Source organism: Pedobacter sp. UBA4863 (genome assembly GCF_002399615.1).
GTDB lineage: Bacteria > Bacteroidota > Bacteroidia > Sphingobacteriales > Sphingobacteriaceae > Pedobacter.
Genome location: NZ_DHDZ01000015.1, coordinates 94,437 through 115,003 on the forward strand (window position 1 = coordinate 94,437; position 20,567 = coordinate 115,003).

Annotated in this window: 18 protein-coding genes; 11 read left to right on the top strand and 7 right to left on the bottom strand. The window is 36.1% G+C overall.

Annotated features, from left to right (window positions below):
• Window positions 1-51 precede the first annotated feature (51 nt).
• The 8 genes from B3I52_RS02245 (at window position 52) to B3I52_RS02280 (ending at window position 7,906) form a co-directional block, all read left to right on the top strand.
• A complete protein-coding gene (locus B3I52_RS02245; protein WP_293298146.1) occupies window positions 52-1,416 on the top strand; it encodes an MFS transporter in 1,365 nt (454 codons plus the stop codon).
• A gap of 33 nt (window positions 1,417-1,449) precedes the next feature.
• Window positions 1,450-2,187: a (Fe-S)-binding protein gene (locus B3I52_RS02250; protein WP_293298149.1), complete on the top strand. Its 738-nt coding sequence runs from the start codon at window positions 1,450-1,452 to the stop codon at window positions 2,185-2,187.
• A gap of 115 nt (window positions 2,188-2,302) precedes the next feature.
• Window positions 2,303-3,178, top strand: a complete 876-nt coding sequence (locus B3I52_RS02255) for a hypothetical protein (protein ID WP_293298152.1) — start codon at window positions 2,303-2,305, stop codon at window positions 3,176-3,178.
• Window positions 3,179-3,387: 209 nt separating this feature from the next.
• Window positions 3,388-5,313 carry a threonine--tRNA ligase gene (gene thrS, locus B3I52_RS02260; protein WP_293298155.1) on the top strand — a complete coding sequence of 642 codons (1,926 nt, stop codon included), beginning with the start codon at window positions 3,388-3,390 and terminating at the stop codon, window positions 5,311-5,313.
• A gap of 13 nt (window positions 5,314-5,326) precedes the next feature.
• On the top strand, window positions 5,327-5,899 hold the full coding sequence (gene infC, locus B3I52_RS02265; protein WP_293298158.1) for a translation initiation factor IF-3: 573 nt from the start codon (window positions 5,327-5,329) through the stop codon (window positions 5,897-5,899).
• A 22-nt stretch (window positions 5,900-5,921) separates the two neighbouring features.
• A complete protein-coding gene (gene rpmI, locus B3I52_RS02270; protein WP_097129443.1) occupies window positions 5,922-6,122 on the top strand; it encodes a 50S ribosomal protein L35 in 201 nt (66 codons plus the stop codon).
• A gap of 73 nt (window positions 6,123-6,195) precedes the next feature.
• Window positions 6,196-6,540, top strand: coding sequence for a 50S ribosomal protein L20 (gene rplT / locus B3I52_RS02275; RefSeq protein WP_293298161.1), 345 nt, complete (start codon window positions 6,196-6,198; stop codon window positions 6,538-6,540).
• A 148-nt stretch (window positions 6,541-6,688) separates the two neighbouring features.
• Window positions 6,689-7,906 carry an exo-beta-N-acetylmuramidase NamZ family protein gene (locus B3I52_RS02280; RefSeq protein ID WP_293298163.1) on the top strand — a complete coding sequence of 406 codons (1,218 nt, stop codon included), beginning with the start codon at window positions 6,689-6,691 and terminating at the stop codon, window positions 7,904-7,906.
• A gap of 434 nt (window positions 7,907-8,340) precedes the next feature.
• On the opposite strand, the gene B3I52_RS02285 is transcribed toward B3I52_RS02280, so the two are convergent.
• The 5 genes from B3I52_RS02285 to B3I52_RS02305 form a co-directional block, all read right to left on the bottom strand.
• Window positions 8,341-11,481 (bottom strand): DUF3427 domain-containing protein, encoded by a 3,141-nt coding sequence (locus B3I52_RS02285; RefSeq protein WP_293298166.1) that lies wholly within the window; start codon window positions 11,479-11,481, stop codon window positions 8,341-8,343.
• Window positions 11,478-11,867, bottom strand: a complete 390-nt coding sequence (locus B3I52_RS02290; protein ID WP_293298169.1) for a (deoxy)nucleoside triphosphate pyrophosphohydrolase — start codon at window positions 11,865-11,867, stop codon at window positions 11,478-11,480. Before B3I52_RS02290 ends, B3I52_RS02285 begins: the two co-directional genes overlap by 4 nt.
• 103 nt (window positions 11,868-11,970) lie before the next feature.
• Window positions 11,971-12,273 (bottom strand): hypothetical protein, encoded by a 303-nt coding sequence (locus B3I52_RS02295; RefSeq protein WP_293298172.1) that lies wholly within the window; start codon window positions 12,271-12,273, stop codon window positions 11,971-11,973.
• 567 nt (window positions 12,274-12,840) lie between these two features.
• Window positions 12,841-15,720 (bottom strand): aminomethyl-transferring glycine dehydrogenase, encoded by a 2,880-nt coding sequence (gene gcvP, locus B3I52_RS02300; RefSeq protein WP_293298174.1) that lies wholly within the window; start codon window positions 15,718-15,720, stop codon window positions 12,841-12,843.
• Window positions 15,721-16,035: 315 nt separating this feature from the next.
• The gene (locus tag B3I52_RS02305; protein ID WP_293298176.1) at window positions 16,036-16,527 is read right to left on the bottom strand and encodes an acyl-CoA thioesterase; all 492 of its coding nucleotides are present in this window, start codon (window positions 16,525-16,527) and stop codon (window positions 16,036-16,038) included.
• 77 nt (window positions 16,528-16,604) lie between these two features.
• Between B3I52_RS02305 and B3I52_RS02310 the strand changes: the two genes are divergently transcribed.
• Entirely contained in the window at window positions 16,605-17,039 is a 435-nt protein-coding gene (locus tag B3I52_RS02310; protein ID WP_293298179.1) for an Hsp20/alpha crystallin family protein, read from the top strand.
• Window positions 17,040-17,255: 216 nt separating this feature from the next.
• Entirely contained in the window at window positions 17,256-18,569 is a 1,314-nt protein-coding gene (locus B3I52_RS02315; RefSeq protein WP_293298181.1) for a nicotinamide mononucleotide adenylyltransferase, read from the top strand.
• On the opposite strand, the gene B3I52_RS02320 is transcribed toward B3I52_RS02315, so the two are convergent.
• Window positions 18,566-19,015, bottom strand: a complete 450-nt coding sequence (locus B3I52_RS02320) for a GNAT family N-acetyltransferase (RefSeq protein ID WP_293298184.1) — start codon at window positions 19,013-19,015, stop codon at window positions 18,566-18,568. The two genes, B3I52_RS02315 and B3I52_RS02320, sit on opposite strands and share 4 nt — an antisense overlap.
• Before the next feature lie 73 nt (window positions 19,016-19,088).
• Window positions 19,089-19,580 carry a YajQ family cyclic di-GMP-binding protein gene (locus tag B3I52_RS02325; protein ID WP_293298187.1) on the bottom strand — a complete coding sequence of 164 codons (492 nt, stop codon included), beginning with the start codon at window positions 19,578-19,580 and terminating at the stop codon, window positions 19,089-19,091.
• 211 nt (window positions 19,581-19,791) lie between these two features.
• On the opposite strand from B3I52_RS02325, the gene B3I52_RS02330 reads away from it, so the two are divergent.
• A complete protein-coding gene (locus B3I52_RS02330; protein WP_293298190.1) occupies window positions 19,792-20,433 on the top strand; it encodes a hypothetical protein in 642 nt (213 codons plus the stop codon).
• Window positions 20,434-20,567 lie beyond the last annotated feature (134 nt).

Sequence of the window (20,567 nt, forward strand, 5' to 3'; positions counted from 1 at the left end):
AATTAACCGTTACATCAATTTTTATATCTTAGCCAAAACTAAAACAAATACATGAATGCTAGTAATGAAAGCCCCTTTAGGGGTTTGGGGTTAAACAACAAAAAGACAATTCGTTCTTGGGCCTTTTTCGATTGGGCGAATTCGGCATATAACTTAGTTATCACTTCAACTATATTTCCGGCTTACTATACGGTAATCACTTCAGACAAAGACGATAATACCATTGATTATGTTTATTTCTTTGGCTATAAAATCATTAATTCTGCTCTGTACAGTTACGCCATGGCATTTGCTTTTTTAGTAATTGCGCTGTTATCTCCAATATTATCTTCTATTGCCGATACTCGTGGTAACAAGAAAATCTTCATGAAAATGTTTACCTACCTTGGTGCAATTGCTTGTAGTGCGCTTTTTTTCTTCGAGATTAATGCCGATAAAGGGATAAATACCTTAAATTTTAGTGTAATTATGTTTGTAATTGCAGCTATTGGTTTTTGGGGAAGTTTGGTGTTTTATAATTCTTACCTACCCGAAATAGCAACGGTAGAAACGCAAGATAAGGTGAGTGCAAAAGGTTTTGCCTACGGCTATGTGGGTAGTATTGTACTACAAATCATCTGTTTTGTGTTTGTATTTAAGCCAGAGTGGTTTGGTATTGTCGATGCTTCAATTCCGGCCCGTTTATCATTCCTGTTGGTGGGTATTTGGTGGATCGGCTTTGCCCAAATTCCTTTCAAAAACTTACCAAAAGGTAGCCCTAATTTCAAAACAGAAAAGAAAAATATCATGAGTAGTGGTTTCCAAGAGCTCAACAAAGTTTGGAAACAAGTAAAGCAAATGAAGTATTTGAAACGATTTTTGTTCGCTTTCTTTTTCTATTCAATGGGCGTACAAACGGTAATGTTAGTGGCAACCATTTTTGGCGAGAAAATACTGCACTTGCCTACAGAAAAACTAATCGCAACTATTCTGATATTGCAATTGGTAGCTATCCCCGGTGCAATGCTCATGTCTTACCTATCGTCAAAGAAATTTGGTAATGTTAATGTGCTGATTGGTGTAGTAGTTATTTGGATTGGTAGTTGCATTGCCGCTTATTTCATCCATACCGAATATCAATTTTATGCACTCGCGGCAGTAATTGGTTTAATTATGGGTGGCATACAATCATTATCACGTTCTACGTATTCAAAATTTTTACCACAATCAAGTCCAGACCACACCTCTTTTTTTAGCTTTTACGATGTAACAGAGAAAGTTGCATTGGTTTTCGGTATGTTCAGTTTCGGTTATATTGAGGTGCTTAGCGGCAGTATGCGTAATTCGGTTATTGCATTAGCACTATTTTTTGTTTTTGGTTTAGTATTTTTGCTGCTCTTAAAAAAGGTAGCGCCCAAAGCTGTGGTAGTAGAGTAGGTTTAGTTAAGGGCAGGTACTTAAAAATATAGCATGAAAATTGAATTATTTATCCCTTGTTTTATAGATCAGTTATATCCAGAAACAGCTTTTAATACCATCAAAGTTTTGGAAAAAGCAGGTTGCGAAATTACCTATAACTCCAAGCAAACCTGTTGCGGACAACCAGCCTATAACGCGGGTTATTGGGAGCAGGCTAAAGAAATAGGCACTAAGTTTTTAGCCGATTTTTCGGAAACGAAATACATCGTAGCGCCATCTGCATCTTGCGTAGGTATGGTAAAAACAGGTTATAACGATTTGTTTACCAATACCATGGTGCATAATAAATGTCGTAGTTTACAATCAAATATCTTTGAACTCTCAGATTTCTTGGTCAATGTATTAAAGAAAGATTATTTCGGGGCAGAGTTAGAAGGGAAAGCAGTTTATCACGACTCTTGCAGTGGTTTAAGAGAATGTAAAATTAAAGAAGAGCCTCGCCAATTGTTATCAAGGGTTATTGGTTTGGAAATGGTAGAAATGAAAGACACCGATATGTGTTGCGGCTTTGGCGGTACTTTTGCCGTTAAATTCGATGCAATTTCTTCGGCAATGGCCGAGCAAAAAGTTAATAATGCCTTAGAAATGGATGCGGATTATATCATCTCTACCGATTTATCTTGCCTAATGCACTTAGACGGCTACATCAAGAAAAACAACCTAGCCATTAAAACAATGCACCTGGCAGATGTTTTGGCTAATGGTTGGCTTGAAAGTACTGAATATTAGTAATTTATTACAATGTAAAACTCTAGTTATAAACGAAATAATTTAACTCTTTTTAACATAAGATACGTTTATTCTAAACTACCTTTGTGTACTATTAATTTAGAAGATATTATAAATGAAAAAAATATTTATCGCTTTTTTAAGCGTTTTAACCTTTACAATTACTGCGCAAGCGCAAAAAAAATCAGGAGCCATTCAATTCGAAACAGTGGTTGATCCTGTTGCTATTGCCGAGGCTAGTGGCCGTCAAATTTCTGAAGAAATGAAGGCTCGTATGCCCAGATCGGTAAAAACTAATTACGAATTGCTTTACAACGCTACCAATGCGAGTTATATGCCAGTTACAGAGGTGGAAGACAGTAACTCTGGAGGTGGTAGGCCTGGTGGCATGAGGTTCGCATTTGGTGGATTTGGCGGCGGAAACCGTGAATATTTCTATACCTTCGCCGATCAGAAAGTGGTGGAGGTTTTTGATTTAATGGACACCACTTATGTAATGCCTTCTAAATTAACCGTGGCGTCAATCAACCAGTTTGGAGGTGGTAATGCTGGAAGAAATAATAACCAAAACAACAGTGCAGTACAATTTTTAGACGTGCCACCAACAGTAGAAATCATAAAGTCTGACGAAACAAAGAAAATAGTTAACCTTGATTGCAAAAAAGTAACTGTAAAAACCACACGTAAAGCCAATGTGTTAGGTATGGAAAAAGATGTGGTAGATGAAACCGTACTTTGGTACACCAATGATTTAGGCTTCAATTTTTCGCCAATGCCAAATTTATGGACAGAAGGAGCTGTGTTGGCTATCGAGATTAAAGGTGGAGGTACTACCGCAAAAAGTATCGAATATAGAAATGTAAGCACTAGAGATGTAACTGCCCCCAAAAAAGCAGTTTCAATTACTCAAGAAGAATACCAAGCAAAAATGGCTGCTATGGGTAATAGGTTTAGAAATAACCGTCAAGGTGCAACCGGTAGGATAAACTAAGAAATTCCATTTTAATAATTTTCTGAAATGTCTCGACCTTGGTCGAGACATTTTTTGTTTAAGCTATACTCATCGCTAGAAGAAACCACGAAAACGGGTTAAACTTAACCTTGAAACTTCAGTATAAAGTCCTATCTTTGCACAAAATAAAATCACACATGTAAGTGATTTTGCATAACAATTTTATAAACTCTAAATCATAGTTGTAGATGATTAACATTACATTACCTGACGGTTCGGTACGTCAGTATGAAAAGGGCGTAAGTGCCCATCAAATTGCCTTGTCAATTTCAGAAGGCTTAGCAAGAAACGTTTTAGCAGCAGAAGTAAATGGAGAAGTTTGGGACAGTTCACGTCCAATCGAAGCTGACTCTGCAGTTAAATTATTGACCTGGAACGATACAGAGGGTAAAGCAACTTTCTGGCACTCGTCTGCACACTTAATGGCCGAGGCTTTAGAAGCGCTTTATCCAGGCACTAAATTCGGTATTGGCCCTGCAATTGAAACAGGTTTTTACTACGATGTTGACTTTGGCGATATAGAATTTTCATCAGACGACTTCAAGAAAATTGAAGACAAGATGTTGGAATTGGCTAAGCAGAAGGAAGTTTTCGAACGTAAAAGCGTAAGTAAAGCAGATGCTATTAAGTATTTCACTGAAAAAGGCGACGAATATAAATTAGATTTACTAGAAGGGTTGGAAGACGGAAAAATTACTTTCTATACACAAGGTAGTTTTACTGATTTATGTCGTGGCCCACATATTCCAAACACAGGCTCAATCAAAGCTATAAAATTGATGAACGTAGCAGGTGCTTATTGGAGAGGTGATGAAACTAAAAAACAATTAACGCGTATTTACGGTGTTACTTTTCCTAAAGCAAGTGAGTTAACAGAGTATCTTCATATGATTGAAGAAGCTAAAAAACGTGACCACCGTAAATTGGGTAAAGAATTAGAGCTTTTCACTTTCTCAGAAAAAGTAGGCATGGGCCTGCCAATGTGGTTGCCAAAGGGAACGGCGTTACGTGAGCGTTTAGTTCAATTCTTAACTAAAGCACAACAAAAATCGGGTTATGACCAAGTAATTACACCGCATATTGGGCATAAGAACCTGTACATCACTTCTGGCCACTATGAAAAATATGGTAAAGATAGTTTCCAACCTATAAAAACACCACAAGAAGGAGAGGAGTTCTTCTTAAAACCGATGAACTGCCCGCACCACTGCGAGTTGTACAAATTTAAGCCACGTTCTTATAAAGATTTGCCAGTTCGCTTTGCAGAATTTGGTACGGTTTACCGTTATGAGCAAAGTGGGGAGTTGCACGGTTTAACTCGTGTGCGTGGTTTTACCCAAGATGATGCCCACTTATTCTGCCGTCCAGACCAAGTAAAAGAAGAATTTAAAAAAGTTATCGATTTGGTGCTTTACGTGTTCAAATCTTTAGGTTTTGATAGCTATGTAGCTCAGGTTTCTTTACGTGATCCAGAAAATAAAGCAAAATATATCGGTTCTGATGAGAATTGGAAATTGGCCGAAACTGCAATTATAGAAGCTGCAGAAGAAAAAGGTTTGCCAACTGTTGTAGAATACGGTGAGGCGGCTTTTTACGGGCCAAAGTTAGATTTTATGGTGCGTGATGCTTTGGGTAGAAAATGGCAATTAGGTACTATCCAAGTAGATTATAACCTGCCAGAGCGTTTCGAATTGGAATATACTGGAAGCGATAATCAAAAACATCGGCCTGTAATGATACACCGTGCCCCATTTGGTTCTATGGAGCGCTTTGTGGCTGTACTGATCGAACATTGCGGTGGAAATTTCCCATTATGGCTTTCTCCTGAGCAATACATCATTCTTCCTATTTCAGAAAAGTATGAAGAATATGCAAAAAAAGTTTCAGAAGAACTAAATATTTCCGATATTCGCGGTCTAATTGACTTCCGTGATGAGAAGATTGGAAGGAAAATTAGAGATGCTGAAGTTAAAAAGTTGCCTTATATGCTGATAATTGGCGAAAAGGAGATGGAAGAAGGCAAGGTTTCTGTTCGTAAACATGGCGAAGGAGATTTGGGAAGCATGACTTTAGCAGCATTTAGTGAATTAATTAACAAAGAAATAACAGTTTAAACAAGGAAAGCATTTGGCATTAGGAAGACCAGGATTTAACAGGGGACCACGTCCACCTTTTAAGAAAAAAGAAGCAGAACATAATATTAACGAGCATATCCGTGCTCAAGAGGTTAGGCTAGCTGGGGATAATGTAGAGCAAGGTATTTATCCTTTGTCAAAAGCATTGGCAATTGCCGATGAGCTAGAGCTTGATTTAGTAGAGATTTCCCCAAATGCAAATCCACCAGTTTGCCGTATCATGGACTATAGCAAGTTTATGTACGAGCAAAAGAAAAAGCAAAAGGAAATCAAAGCTAATGCTAAGCAAACGGTTATTAAAGAAATCCGTTTCGGACCTAATACCAACGAACACGATTTTCAATTTAAATTGAAACATGCTATTGGTTTTTTGGAAGCAGGCGAGAAAGTAAGAGCTTATGTACACTTTAAAGGTAGAGCTATTGTTTACAAGGAACAAGGTGAAATCTTACTGTTGAAATTTGCTCAAGCGTTGGAAGAAATAGGTAAAGTAGAACTTCTACCTAAATTAGAAGGTAAGCGTATGTTTTTAACATTAGCACCTAAAGCAGCGAAAAAACAATAAATTATATAAATAAACACAGGTTATGCCAAAAATGAAAACCAATTCCAGTGCTAAAAAGCGTTTTTCGCTTACTGGAACAGGTAAAATTGCAAGAAAGAACGCATACAAAAGCCACATCTTAACAAAGAAAAGCACAAAACGTAAGCGTAACTTAACCACCACTAGCATGGTAAATGATGCAGATATGGGCAACGTTAAACGTATGCTTTGCATCGGTAAGTAATTAATTTTTAACCCGATACTCGGTTTCAAGATTGCTGCAACAAGCAACACCGCTTATCAAAATTTAACACATTATGCCTCGTTCGGTAAACGTAGTAGCTGCTAGACGCAGAAGAAAAAAAGTCCTTAACATGGCCAAAGGCTATTGGGGATCAAGAAGCAAGGTTTTTACCATTGCTAAAAACACAGTAGAAAAAGGTTTGCAATATGCATACCGTGACCGTAAAGCTAAGAAAAGAGAATTCCGTGCTTTATGGATCCAACGTATCAACGCCGGTGCTCGTGAGTACGGCATATCTTACTCTCAATTAATTGGTAAGTTAGCTGCAAAAAACATCGGTTTAAACCGTAAAGTTTTAGCTGATTTAGCTATGAACAATAAAGAAGCTTTTAAAGCTGTTATTGATGCAGTAAAATAAGATACTGAAATATTTTAATGAAAAGGGAGCAATGAAAATTGTTCCCTTTTTTTATTGCTAATTCTATGTTGTACCACAAATTAGTGTTTAAACATTATTACAAATGATAAAATCTATTGTTTATCTTTACAGTTGACAAAAATAAATCATGATGAAATTGTTTTCCCTAATAGCGCTTACCGGCCTATTATTCTCTTGTTCGCCAAAAATTAAGGCCACCAAAGTTGATACCACTAACGCGGGCATTAAAACTGGTGCAGAACAAACTGAATTGTATTTGCCTTTGATTAAGGGAAAGCGAGTAGCCATACTAGCTAATCAGACATCTATAATTGGAAAAACACATTTGGTAGATAGTTTGCAGAAGCTAGGAGTAAACATTGTAAAAGTGTTTGGTCCTGAGCATGGTTTTAGAGGTAATGCAAGTGCGGGTGCAAAAGTTTCTGACGAGATTGATCAACGCACAGGCATTCCAATTATCTCGTTATACGGTAAAAAGAACAAGCCAAGTAAGGAAGATTTAGCCGATGTAGATATTTTAATTTACGACTTGCAAGATGTTGGCGTACGTTTTTACACCAATATTAATGCTTTATCACGTTTAATGGAGGCTTGCGAAGAAAGTAAAAAAACATTGTTGATTTTAGATCGACCAAATCCAAATAGGTATTTAATTGATGGACCAGTGTTAGATATGAAATACAAATCTGGTATTGGCATGTTTCCAATTCCTATGTCGCATGGTTTAACGGTGGCCGAGTTTGCACAAATGGCAAATGGCGAAGGTTGGTTAAAAAACAGAGTAAAAGCTGATTTGAAAATCATTCCTGTGGCCAACTATAACCACGATATGCCTTACACTTTGCCAGTGCCACCATCACCAAATTTGAATACACAACAGGCTATTTTATTGTATCCAAGTGTATGCATGTTCGAAGGAGTGTATGTTAACCACGGTAGGGGTACCTATAATCCTTTTACAATTTTGGGAAGCCCTGCATACAAGGGAATTTACGAATTCAGCTTTACGCCAAAAAGCATCAAAGGTATGGCCGAAACACCAATTTTTATGGATGAAGTTTGCTACGGTATCGATCTGCGCAACTACGACACGCAGAAGTTGGTGAAAAGCAAAAAAATCAATTTCGAATGGATAATGGAACTCTACAAAGCACATCCTAAAAAAGAGCAGTTCTTTGAATCGAAGTTCAGCAACCAAATGAACAACATCGAAATTCAAATTGGCCGTGGTGATTTTAGACAGCAGATCATTGATGGCGTGCCTATTGAAACCATAAGAGCAGGCTGGGAGCCAGGTTTGAAGGCTTACAAGGAAATGAGGAAGAAGTATTTGTTGTATCCTTGATCGTTGCTTAATGCTGACCACTTTGTAGGTGCCAAGTAAGGTTATTTCATAAGGTTCGAAATATTGTTTAAGTAATTATAAAGGTGTAAATCTTACTTGTTCTTTGGATAGGGTACTACCATATACCCACATCTTTACCACCCCCTTTAATTCCCCCGCCAGCGGTGGACACATGTAGTTTAAGCGTTTTGCATATCCCCCTCTGCGAGGGGGCAGGGGGAGGAATTAAGTACTTTTAGTTATTTTCAATTCATTAAAACATTAATCGTTGTTTGACGACTGATTATTCCTCACATGCTAAAATAAGACTAAAAATTGTTTAAAATTCTCTTATTCTTACCAAAAAGGTAAAAATAAGCATGAAAAATAAAGCCTATTTTTACAAAAATATAATAATAAGAGGGAAATGAGTTTATTAAAGGTTTAATTTGACATTATCCTATTCTTAATTTTGCTGCATCTTTCCAAAGGTAGTTGGGTAGGGGTTCCTGTAATTCCCATTTGATGTTCATGGGTTTAGCACCATAATGCTCTTTCAATTTACCTTCACCCACAAATACATACCCCATTGTATTTCCAAACTCATCTTTGTTTTTCTCGCGAATAAAGAGAAGTATTTTCTTATCGTGTTTTAGGTGATTGATGTATGAAATGCCCTTTGTCGTTTCAGGTCCAGCTGAGTTTTGACTTTGCCAGTGAAAAAGGATTTCATCAATTGCATAGTCATCATACATCGTTGTTGGAGAGAAATTTTCCTCAGATTTAACTAAATTGATAAAAAGTAATTCTGTGTTTAAATCTTTATTTTCTGCAACACCTTCTCTGCTTGGTGATTTTCTTTCAAATGTACTAAGATTAAAAGCAGCTAAAACTTGATCTCTCGTATACCTCGAATGTATTTTTAATGGCTGATTGTAAGGCAATGGAATTTCTAGTTCTTTAAAATCAATTTTATCAATCATCAACTCAAGTACCTCTATTATTTCAGCAACTAGTGTTTTGTTGGCCCCAATGGCTTTTATGCTATTTTCTAAAGAAGTAAAGCCGCCAGCATTGTACCATATATCATAATGCAACATCAAAAGCATCTTTGTTTCCTTTTCATCAAAATCATTAGTTGAAAATTGAAAGTCCCCTTTCGCTAAACTTAAAATGAATTGAAAATAGCTTGCAGACGCAGACGATAACCATTTATTTCCTATGGCACTAATGATTTGTTTTTCGTTAGTTTGTTCAAAATTCTCAATCTTACCTGCTTCTTGACAAAGTCTTTTCCATCCACCTTTTTTATAAATTGTCTGTAGTGGAATATTGTGAAATTCCACAAAGTTCTTCAAATTGAGTTCTAAGGTTGTTTGATGCTGAAAATTTTGAATTTTCTTTATCAATTGGTTTCGGTTCAGCGATGTTGCAGCAGTAATATTTTCGAGTATGGTTTGTTTAGCCTTTTTCTCCAAAATAATGGAACAACCTAAAGGCAAGTGGGGGAAATTGTCTTCAATCTCTTTTTTTACAGTTGTAGCAGTTTTACCAATTAAAGCCCTAAACTTATTTTCGAAATCGTATTCTGGTCTTGAGTTTCCTACAAAATCTAAAACAGTTAAGCATTCTTTATTATCAGAAAGACGCAAGCCACGACCAAGCTGTTGTAAAAATATAGTAAGGCTTTCGGTTGGTCTAAGAAATAATACCGTGTCAATTTCTGGAATATCAACTCCTTCATTAAAAATGTCAACTACAAATAAATAGTTGATTTCTTTTTTCAATAATTTGCTTCTTATTTCATTTCTATTTCCATTATTAGCGCTTGTTAAGTAATCCGCTTTTAGTCCGGCTAAACTAAATTTTTCAGCCATGAACTTGGCGTGTTCCATAGTTACGCAAAAGCCTAAGGCACAAACATCGTTAACATCTTTTGTGTATTTATCTAACGCATCAATAATCTCTCTAACTCTTCTATTATTCGCTGTGTAAAGCGAGGTCAATTCACTAGCTATATATTTACCTTTTTCCCACCCAACTTTAGATAAATCAATACTATCAGTAATTCCGAAATACTGAAAAGGAGACAACAGTTTTCTGTTTAGTGCTTCAGGTAATCTAATTTCAGCAGCAATTTTATGGTGGAAATCTTCCTGAATGTCTCCACCATCCAATCTTTCTGGCGTAGCTGTTAAACCTAGAAGTACTTTTGGTTTAAAATAGTTAATTATGCTCCTGTAACTGCTAGCAGTTAAGTGATGACATTCATCTATAACGATGTAGTCATAATAGTCTGGAGATAGATTTAATTCGTTTAGGCGATTGTTTAAAGTTTGAATAGAAGCAAAAACATATTCAAAATTGTCAGGCACTAGACCATCAACCCATAATTCGCCAAAATTATTATCTCGTAAAACTCCTCTGTAAGCTGTAATAGATTGTACTAGAATTTCTTTTCTATGTGCTAAGAAAAGTAGCTTAGCTCTTTTATTTTCGTTTTTAAATCTTTTATAATCAAAAGCGGAAATAATTGTCTTTCCTGTTCCAGTTGCAGCTACAACTAGATTTCTATTTCGGTTATGTAAAGTGCGTTCAACCTCTAATTTTTCTAATATTTCAGATTGGAATGGGAAGGGTTTAATCTCAAAAAAAGATATGTTTAAATCACCTATTTTATTTATCCTTCCTTGATTAAGAGCAGTAATTAATTTCTCTTTGTGTATACTATCATCAAATATTTCAAAGTCATCACTTTGCCAATAGGAATCAAATGTTTTCTGAAATTTATCAATGATATGGCTAACTTCTTTCGTTGTGATTTTCAGATTCCATTCTAGACCATCAGTTAGTGCAGATCGAGAAAAGTTAGAAGAACCTATATACCCTGTATGAAAACCAGTTTTGCGTTTAAACAAATATGCTTTTGCGTGAAGTCTTTCGTTGCCTGAATTGTAAGATATTTTCACCTCTGTATTTTCAAGATTTGATAAAAGTTGAATCGCCTTATAGTCGGACGCTCCCATGTATGTTGTGGTAATTACCCTCAATTTCCCGCCTCTATTGGTAAATTCTTTTAACTCTCTTTCTAAAATAATAATCCCTTTAAATTTTATAAAAGAAACCAATAAATCTATTTGGTTGGATGATAAAATTTCCTTTTTTAGTTCGCTTTCCAAAGATAACCCAGCATTTCCCCCAGTAAACAACTCACTATGCGTTAGCCTTGTATAAGGGGTAATCTCCTTTAAATGCAGATTAAAATCTGCAAAATGAGCATCAACTTTTGAAAAAACAGCTTTTAAAATTTCACCTTCGATTTCGATTAAATCATTTGTAAAATCTTCTTTATTTAACTCTTGCTTTAGAAATAAAATAATTTTATTGGCTATATCAATCTGAACTTCAATTTGATTTTCTCCACTAACAGATTTTAGAGCGGTTTTTATAGTCTGGCCAAGATGTTTTGAAAGAATAGTTGCAGCTTCTTCTTTATCTATGGATGCCTTGTTAACATAAAATGTATTCTTATTAACTTCTTCAAGCTTCAGGGAAACAAGTTTGGTAACCAGTTCTTCGTAAATTCCTTCATTCATAAGGTTAAGTATTCTTTTAAAATAGGTAAATCAGCTTCCGCCCAATCTAAATCAGTTAGGTTTCCCTTTTTTAGCCAAAGATATTTTTTATGCTCAGTTAAGCTTATTGAACCATTTTTAAATTGAGCAATAAATGGTATAAGTTCTATCGAAATGTTTGGATATTTATGTGGTGAGGGTGTCAATCGTGAAACTATATCGATATTTATATTTAGTTCTTCTTTTATTTCTCTCAATATACATTCTTCTTCTGTTTCACCAAAATCAATTTTACCTCCGGGAAATTCCCATTTTAGTGGGAGCTTCATAGTTTTGCTTCTTTGAACTACAAGTGTTTTATTCTTATGAACTATAATTGCACAAGTTACTCTAATTGGATTCGTCATATTAATTTAAAATCGCAAAAAGCATAAAAATTTGTAATGTTTAAACATTCCTTATATTAGTAATTAAATCAATTTTTTTGAGTAAAATGAAGTGATAAAAATTTTAAAAAGCTTCATTTATTAGTTTATTCTCTAAAAGTAAAATTTCGCTTTTTATTTCTTGATTCGATTTATACGGTAAGTCACTTGAAGATCCTTCTTGGGGTATTTCATCATAAAATTGTTCGTCTTCGAGTTTGTACAAATCATTGAGATAGGCAATCCTCTGATCGGATTGATAATTATTTAAAAATTGAATAAGAAAGCTTTCTAAATCTTCATCAGGATTTGGAAGTTTAATTAGTTCCGTGCTCCTGAATAAATCACCAGGATGTTCTTTATATCTAAAATAAACATTGTTTGTCATAGAAGTTTATTAAGATGTTTAAGTGTTAATCTTATAATAATAGGTAATAAAAACTAATCTAGTTAAAACTAGCGGTATTTCTATTAAATCCGAGTTTCCTGCACAACTTATATTTTTCTAAACCTGATGGAAGCGGATATACTTTTTGTGGGTGTCATCTTGAGCTTGTCGAAAGATTGTACGTTAGTGAATGCTTCGATAGCCAGCATTACAAATAGTGAAAGGCAGTAGAAATAAAAAGATAGTAGCGTACAGCCCCGATGAAAATCCGGACAGACAGGACGAACATTAAAATGAAATGTTGCTATTGCTTTTCAAGAAATAGAAATACCTCAAAAGTAGGGCGACAAACATTTGAGATCGTTACTAATTTGCTCAGGAGATGCGTTTAACTTTCAGATTTAGCTTCGCTGAGCACTTCGTGGTTCTCACATGCGTTCGAAATGACGCAAGAAAGTCTAAAAAAATAGCCCGAACAAATTGTCCGGGCTATTGATGTTTTATTCATTTAAGAGTTTCGACGATATAGATTGCCGCGTCGTTCCTCCTCGCAATGACGTGTTGAGTTTAAACCATTGCTTCTTCTTCCATGTAGCTTTCTAGCGGAGGGCAAGCGCAAATCAAAGAACGGTCTCCATGACTATCGTTTACTCTACCTACCGAAGGCCAGAATTTGTAAGCAGCTACGTAAGGTAGCGGAAAAGCAGCAGTTTGACGGCTGTAACCGTGGTTCCAATCGTTTCCGGTTACGACAGCAGCAGTGTGTGGTGCATTTTTCAATGGATTATCTACTTTATCTAAAGTACCAGCTTCAACTTCGCTAATTTCATTTCTGATGGCAATTAAAGCATCGCAGAAACGGTCTAACTCGTGCTTAGGCTCACTTTCCGTAGGCTCAACCATTAAGGTTCCAGCCACTGGGAAAGAAACCGTAGGAGCGTGGAAACCATAATCCATTAAACGTTTAGCGATATCAACTACCTCGATACCGAAGTTTTTGAAACCACGACAATCTAAAATCATCTCGTGTGCGCAACGACCATTTGCACCAGCATATAAAACTGGATAGTGTTGCTCTAAACGAGCTTTCATGTAGTTGGCGTTTAAGATGGCATATTTGGTAGCATTGGTTAAACCTTCAGCACCCATCATAGCGATGTAAGCATGAGAAATTAACAAGATACTTGCCGAACCCCAAGGTGCAGAAGATACTGCAGGGATAGATTTCCCTTTATCAATATCAACCACTGCGTGACCAGGTAAGTAAGGCACTAGATGTGCTGCCACACCAATTGGACCCATACCAGGACCACCGCCACCGTGAGGAATACAGAAGGTTTTGTGTAAGTTCAGGTGGCAAACATCGGCACCGATATTAGCAGGGCTAGTTAAACCTACCTGAGCGTTCATGTTGGCACCATCCATGTAAACCTGTCCGCCGTTTTCGTGAATTACTTTACAAATTTCGATGATACTTTCTTCGAACACACCGTGGGTAGATGGGTAAGTTACCATTAAGCAAGAAAGATTTTCTGCATGCTCTGTGGCTTTTGCTTTCAAGTCTTCTACGTCAATTTCACCTTTCTCGGTAGATTTTACCACTACGATTTTCATACCGGCCATGGCTGCAGAAGCAGGGTTGGTACCGTGTGCAGAAGCAGGAATTAAGGCTATGTTACGGTGGTGGTCGCCACGATCTTGGTGGTAAGCTCTAATTACCATTAAACCTGCGTACTCACCTTGCGCACCAGCGTTTGGTTGGAAACTCATCGCAGCAAAGCCTGTGATTTCGCTTAACCATTTATCTAACTCATCAAATGCAGTGTAGTATCCTAAAACTTGATCGGCAGGAGCAAAAGGATGGATTTTTCCAAACTCTGGCCAAGTTACCGGGATCATCTCTGTGGTTGCATTTAATTTCATGGTGCATGAACCTAAAGCAATCATCGAGTGACAAAGTGATAAATCCTTAGTTTCTAATGATTTTATGTAACGCAACATCTCGTGCTCTGAGTGGTGCGAGTTAAACACTGGGTGTGTTAAATATGCAGAAGTACGTTGTAATTCAGCTGGAATAGTAGTGCTTACTTTATCAACTACAACTACGCTATCAGTAGCAATGGCTTTAACTTTAGAGAAGATACGAACCAATAAACTTACGTCTTCGAAGTTGGTAGTTTCGTCTAGTGAGATTGTTACTTTGGTGCCTTGATAGTTTAAGTTAATGTTGTTGTCTAAGCAATCTTTATGGATAGCACCTTTTAAATCGCCTAGTTCAACTTCAATAGTATCGAAATATGCTTGGTTGCTTACGCTGTAACCAATTGCTTTTAACGATTCTGCTAGAGAAATAGTTAAACCGTGTGTGCGTTCTGCAATTAACTTTAAGCCTTTTGGACCGTGGTATGCAGCATAAAAACCAGCCATGATTGCCAATAAAGCTTGCGCTGTGCAAATGTTCGAAGTTGCTTTATCTCTACGAATGTGTTGCTCGCGGGTTTGCAAGGCCATACGTAAAGCATAATTGTCGTTGCTATCTATGGTTACGCCAATAATACGACCTGGAATTGAGCGCTTGTACTCGTCTTTAGTTGCAAAGAAAGCAGCGTGTGGGCCGCCAAATCCCATTGGGATACCGAAACGCTGAGTTGTACCAACTACCACATCAGCGCCCCATTCTCCTGGAGGAGTTAATAGCGTTAAGCTTAATAAATCTGCAATTACCGTTAACTTCACATTTTGTGCGTGTAAAGCAGTTGCTAAATTGCTATAGTTATAAACTTCGCCGTTACCTGCCGGATATTGTACAATTGCACCGAAAAACTCAGCCGTAGGCTTAAAAGTTTCGTGGTTGCCAATTACCAATTCAATACCGAAAGGATTAGCTCTAGTTTTTAAAATATCAATAGTTTGAGCGAAAATAGCTTCAGAAACGAAGTACTTATTGCCCTGCTCTTTTTTACGCAAGCTGTATTGCATAAACATCGCCTCAGCAGCAGCCGTACCTTCGTCTAACAAAGAAGCATTTGCAATCTCCATTCCCGTTAGGTCAATTACCATGGTTTGGAAATTTAACAAAGCCTGTAAACGACCTTGCGCAATTTCTGCTTGGTAAGGCGTGTACTGCGTGTACCATCCTGGGTTTTCGAAAACGTTACGTAAAATTACACCAGGGGTGATGTTGTCGTAATATCCCTGTCCGATATAAGATTTGAAAACTTTGTTTAAAGAAGCTGTTTGTTTTAAGCTTGTCAGGTAATCAACCTCAGATTTTGCTTCGGGCAAATTTAAACCTTGCTTTAACCTGATAGTCGCCGGAACTGTCTGCTCAATTAACTCGTCGATAGAGTTTACACCTACAGTTTGTAACATCGCCTTAGTATCGGCCTCATTTGGCGCAATATGCCGGTCTTTAAAGTTCTCTTGATAATGGATGTTTAAGCTCATTGAATGCTAGCATTTTTAATGCCGCAAAGGTAAGTATTTAAAAGCAGATATTATCGTAACAAATCCTTAATAAAAGTCATTTTTGAACTGATAAAATCTATGGTTTTTGTAGAACAAAGTACGATTGTCGGTTTGGCCAGCTAATCAAACTTTTGAGCAGTTTATCTTAACTTTTAGTGGTGGATAAAAATTGGAGGCATTATGAGGGCGGGTGCGTCGAGGTTTTTGCAATATGGTAATTTTTTAGTTTGGCGAATTATACTAAAGGATGTGGCTTGCTTTTGGCCACATCCTAAAATATTTAATTTTTCTTGTTTAGTTTGTCGCTAGTTGCTCAAAAGCAATTATTTTTCTTCTTTCTTTATCGGGGATTGTTACTGGGCTTTTGGTTTCGTAATCGTAAACTACACAAACAGTTTTGCCTTTGCTGCAAATAATTTCTTTTCCATTTTTAATTTTAACTAGAATGTATTCTAGGTCGAAACTGGTGTTGCCAATACGAGAAGTACGTACATACATGCTTATTTTATCATTTAAATGAAGTGGTTTTATGTAAGTGTTTTCGGCTTTCCCAATTACCACTCCGGTCTTTTCCCAATCCCAATTAATGGCTTGTTGCCAATATTTTGTTCTTCCAATTTCCATGTAAGTAAAATAAACAGCATTATTTACGTGTCCCATCATATCGAGATCGGTAAAACGCATTTCTAGGTCGGTTCTGTACTTGAATTCATCAGTTTTTATTTCTATGGCTGACTTTTTGTCTTTTTTATTTTCTTTTTTACGCCAAAATGTCTTAAATATCATATTTTTTTGAATTGGAATGTGGTTTGAATAAGTGAGAATACAGTTAAAAATTAAAAAATATAAAAGGAGATATAACAATGAACTTAGTAAAATTTAACAACAGCACAAGAAACACCGCACCTTACTTTAACAACGTATTCGATTCTTTGTTTAGCGATGCATTAAATAAAAACTATGGTATCAACAAAATGCCGCATGTTAATATTTTAGAAACCCCGAATAGTTATAAAATTGAGCTGGCTGCCCCTGGATTAACCAAAGAGGATTTTAAAATTGAATTGAAAAAAGATAACCTTTCTGTTTGGGCAGAAAAGAAAGTAGCGCAAACCGAAGAACAAGAAGACTATACGCGTAGGGAGTTCCAATATTCTTCATTTGCTAGGTCGTTTGTATTGCCAGAAGATATTGATGCAGAAAAGATTAATGCAGAATATGTAAATGGTATATTGAATATCACCATCGGTAAAAAAGAACAAGCTAAAGATACGCATAAAGAAATTGTAGTTTCATAATACAATGGTTTGATTAACCCCTTTTGTGGATTTGGTTTAAGGTTGCAAGGGCGCATTGAGAAATGTTGCCCTTGTTTGTTTATAAGATAAACAGCTATTTAATTCTTGCCCTTTTAAAATTATCTATGCAGCAGTGGCTTTTATAATTGTTGTTTAGAAACAAACCAAATTGGAAGACACTTTCGGCTAATCGAGCTATTTTAGTAATTTTGCAGCATGCAACAAGAAATTATAGATATTAAGCGTAAGGCGCTTAAAATTAATTTGAACCCTCAAATTTATGGCACATTTGCAGAAATTGGTGCAGGACAGGAAGTTTCGAGAGCCTTTTTTAATGTGGGTGCCGCATCGGGTACTGTTGCAAAAACCATATCAGCCTATGATATGACTTTTAGTGATGAAATTTATGGCGCTGAAGAAACGGGAAGGTACGTAAGTCAAACCCGTTTACTGAAGATGCTAGACCACGAATACTCGTTACTAATTGAGCGTTTACAAGGAGAGAAGCACAAAGACAAAACTTTTTTTGCATTTGCAAATACCGTTACTACGCTAAATTATACCCGTACTAACGATCCGCATGGTTGGGTTGGATTACGTTTTCAAAGTGAGCCAGATGGCTTGCCCAACGAAATTTATTTTCACGTACGTTTATTAGATACCGACGTGCAAATGCAACAACGCGTGTTGGGAATGATTGGTGTTAACTTGGTTTATGCGGCTTTTTACTATACCAACGATCCTAAAAAGATGATCGAATCTTTGGTGGACAACCTAAATGTTGGCTCGGTAGAAATTGATTTGATTTCTGTTAAAGGCCCTGATTTTAAAGGTATCAACAATTTACTGCTAAATCTGTACTTAATTGTTAAAGACTTTTCTACTGCCGCTATTTTCGATGCAGATGCGCATCCTCGTCAGGCTAAGGATTTGCTTTACAAAAAAGACGTGATGATTTTACGGACTAAGTATGGGCAAAAATCAAATCCGCATTTTAATTTATTTAACAAAGCCACAGACCAGTTTAAATTGGTAAACAAAGTTGATGATAACAACCTTATTGTAATGATTGAGGTTTTAATTACCAACGTACTAACGGCGGCACAAGAAACTCCAGATGATATTGATTTAGAAGTGGTGGCAAAAAGGGCAGAAGAAATGTGTAAAACAGGCAATTTTGTTATCGTTTCTAACTTTACCCGCAAAAATAGATTAGCTAAATATTTAGATAAGTGTAAACCAAAAAGCGTAGGGATGTCAACCAACATCAACAACTTAAAGTTTGTATTTAATTCGGCTAATTTTGGCGAAAACTACACCGGACATTTATTGAGTTATGTAAATGATATGTTTAGCAGAAACGTAAGGTTGTTTGCTTATCCTTTTTTAGACAAGAAAACCAATACCGTAATTACTACTAAAAACATGCCTGTATCTCCAGAAGCTAAGCCTCTGTTCGATTTCTTGATTTTGAATGGCTATGTTACCGATATTCAGGATTACAACGAAGGCGAAGTAAAAACGGTCTAATCGTTTTTCATTTGGCTATATAAATTTTTAAAAACAATGCTCATTTGCCTTTCTGGATTTTCTAACGCTTTAAAACCAAATTGTTCATAAAGACCATGTGCATCTAAAGTAGTTAACTGATAACGGCGTAAGCCTTGTAAATCCGGGTGAAACAACATGAGCGACATCAGTTTTTTGGATAAACCTAAGCCTCTAAACTCTTCGGATACGTAAACATCGCATAAATAGGCAAAAGTTGCCTTGTCGGTAACCCAACGGGCAAAGCCAACTTGTTGTTGGTCTTTATAAATACCGAAGCATAAAGAATTTTCTACAGCGCGTTGTACCAATTCAAACGGAATATCTTTGGCCCAATAAGATTGTGTGCTTAAATAATGATGTACCGCCTTTACGTCAACCAAACTGCGGTCGTCTGAAAAAATAAAATCGTTTTCTTTGATTTCCATTTTTTTAGCGGATAGGAGTAGCCGATTAGTGATCAGTTATAGGGCTTGCTTGCGAAGCAATTAAACAGTTCACCTAATTCCTCATATTAATAAACTGCAAAGGTTGCCCAAAATCTTCACCTTTACATAGTTGAATTACTTTTTGTAAATCGTCAATGTTTTTGCTTTGCACACGTACCTGATCGTCCATCATAGCGGGCTGTACCTTAATTTTGCTATCTTTAATTTTAGCAACAATTTTCTTGGCAGTTTCTCTATCAATCCCTTCTTTTACCGTAATTTCTTTTCTAATCATATTGCCCGAAGCGATAGTTTCCTTGCCAAAATCCAAACTATTTGGGTCTAAATGTTGTTTCATCATTCTAGAGATAATAGAATCGGTAATGGCTTTTAAACGCATATCATCTTCGGTTAAAATGGTAATCACATTGGTCTTTTTATCAAGTTCAATGCTACTTTTAGAAGTGTGAAAATCGTACCTGTTTAAAATTTCTTTCTTAGCATTGTTGATAGCATTATCTAAAGTTTGTGCATCTATTTTGCTTACTATATCGAAACTTGGCATATTGTAGTGCTTAAATTGAAAAGAATTGATAATTTTATTTAAATACAAAAAAACACAAAAAATAGGACATCACCATCATTTGTTAAAATTAAGCGTGATTTCATTACTTTCTAAATTCTAAAGCGCATGAAACATTGTGATTTTAAATTAAGGAACAATACTTAAGAAAACTAAAATCATAACCGTCCGTTAACTTAAAAACAATTAAAACATGAAAACGAATAAGACTAAGTCCTCAAAAAAATCTGTTAAAAAGCAGCTAGAGCAAAGTTTAACAGAGAAATTTTTAGAAGCAGTTAAAAATTTAGGTCACAATGTGGATAATTTAGGAGGCGATATTGCAAAAGCTAGTAAAACCGTAGCTAAAAAAATTGCCAAAACTTTTAACGGAGTTAAAGCAAGCATTGAACAAAAAATAGATAGTATTCCTTCTGGGAAAAAACAGAAAGCGGTTAAAAAGGCAAAAGAATTTAAAAAAGATGCTGCAAAATTGATTGAAAAGTCAGATAAAGCGGCCAGTAAAATTGTTAAGAAAGCAGTGAAAAAAGCCAAGCCTGTGTTAAGCAGTGTAAAAGTAACTGCTTTAGAAACCGAAGAAAAAGTAGCAAAGGCCGTTAATGCACCCGTTAAAAAAGCAACTGCAGCAGCAAAAACTACCGTTAAAAAAGCAACCAATAAAGCCCAAGAGGTAAAACCTTTAGTTAAAAAAGCAGCTACTGCCGTTAAAACTACCGCGGGTAAAGTAGCTGAAAAATCTGCATCCATTAAAGTTGTGGCTAAAAAGGAATCTGTAAAAACTGGAGCGGTAAAACGTTCTAATGCGAAATCGGCTAAAAACGATACTGCTATTTAACAGTCTGGCTTAGCTAGGGCTCACTTACCTAAGTTTTTACTTATTAAATTCCTAAATAATCAATTTTTGTTAACTTGAACTTAATTGTTAATTAACATTAAAACACTCAATTTGAAAAACCATTTTTAGGTTTT

Coding starts and splice junctions, on each gene's coding strand:
- B3I52_RS02245 (WP_293298146.1), top strand. CDS start 52: ATGAATGCTAGTAATGAAAGCCCCTTTAGGGGTTTGGGGTTAAACAAC.
- B3I52_RS02250 (WP_293298149.1), top strand. CDS start 1,450: ATGAAAATTGAATTATTTATCCCTTGTTTTATAGATCAGTTATATCCA.
- B3I52_RS02255 (WP_293298152.1), top strand. CDS start 2,303: ATGAAAAAAATATTTATCGCTTTTTTAAGCGTTTTAACCTTTACAATT.
- thrS (WP_293298155.1), top strand. CDS start 3,388: ATGATTAACATTACATTACCTGACGGTTCGGTACGTCAGTATGAAAAG.
- rpmI (WP_097129443.1), top strand. CDS start 5,922: ATGCCAAAAATGAAAACCAATTCCAGTGCTAAAAAGCGTTTTTCGCTT.
- rplT (WP_293298161.1), top strand. CDS start 6,196: ATGCCTCGTTCGGTAAACGTAGTAGCTGCTAGACGCAGAAGAAAAAAA.
- B3I52_RS02280 (WP_293298163.1), top strand. CDS start 6,689: ATGATGAAATTGTTTTCCCTAATAGCGCTTACCGGCCTATTATTCTCT.
- B3I52_RS02285 (WP_293298166.1), bottom strand. CDS start 11,481: ATGAATGAAGGAATTTACGAAGAACTGGTTACCAAACTTGTTTCCCTG.
- B3I52_RS02290 (WP_293298169.1), bottom strand. CDS start 11,867: ATGACGAATCCAATTAGAGTAACTTGTGCAATTATAGTTCATAAGAAT.
- B3I52_RS02295 (WP_293298172.1), bottom strand. CDS start 12,273: ATGACAAACAATGTTTATTTTAGATATAAAGAACATCCTGGTGATTTA.
- gcvP (WP_293298174.1), bottom strand. CDS start 15,720: ATGAGCTTAAACATCCATTATCAAGAGAACTTTAAAGACCGGCATATT.
- B3I52_RS02305 (WP_293298176.1), bottom strand. CDS start 16,527: ATGATATTTAAGACATTTTGGCGTAAAAAAGAAAATAAAAAAGACAAA.
- B3I52_RS02310 (WP_293298179.1), top strand. CDS start 16,605: ATGAACTTAGTAAAATTTAACAACAGCACAAGAAACACCGCACCTTAC.
- B3I52_RS02315 (WP_293298181.1), top strand. CDS start 17,256: ATGCAACAAGAAATTATAGATATTAAGCGTAAGGCGCTTAAAATTAAT.
- B3I52_RS02320 (WP_293298184.1), bottom strand. CDS start 19,015: ATGGAAATCAAAGAAAACGATTTTATTTTTTCAGACGACCGCAGTTTG.
- B3I52_RS02325 (WP_293298187.1), bottom strand. CDS start 19,580: ATGCCAAGTTTCGATATAGTAAGCAAAATAGATGCACAAACTTTAGAT.
- B3I52_RS02330 (WP_293298190.1), top strand. CDS start 19,792: ATGAAAACGAATAAGACTAAGTCCTCAAAAAAATCTGTTAAAAAGCAG.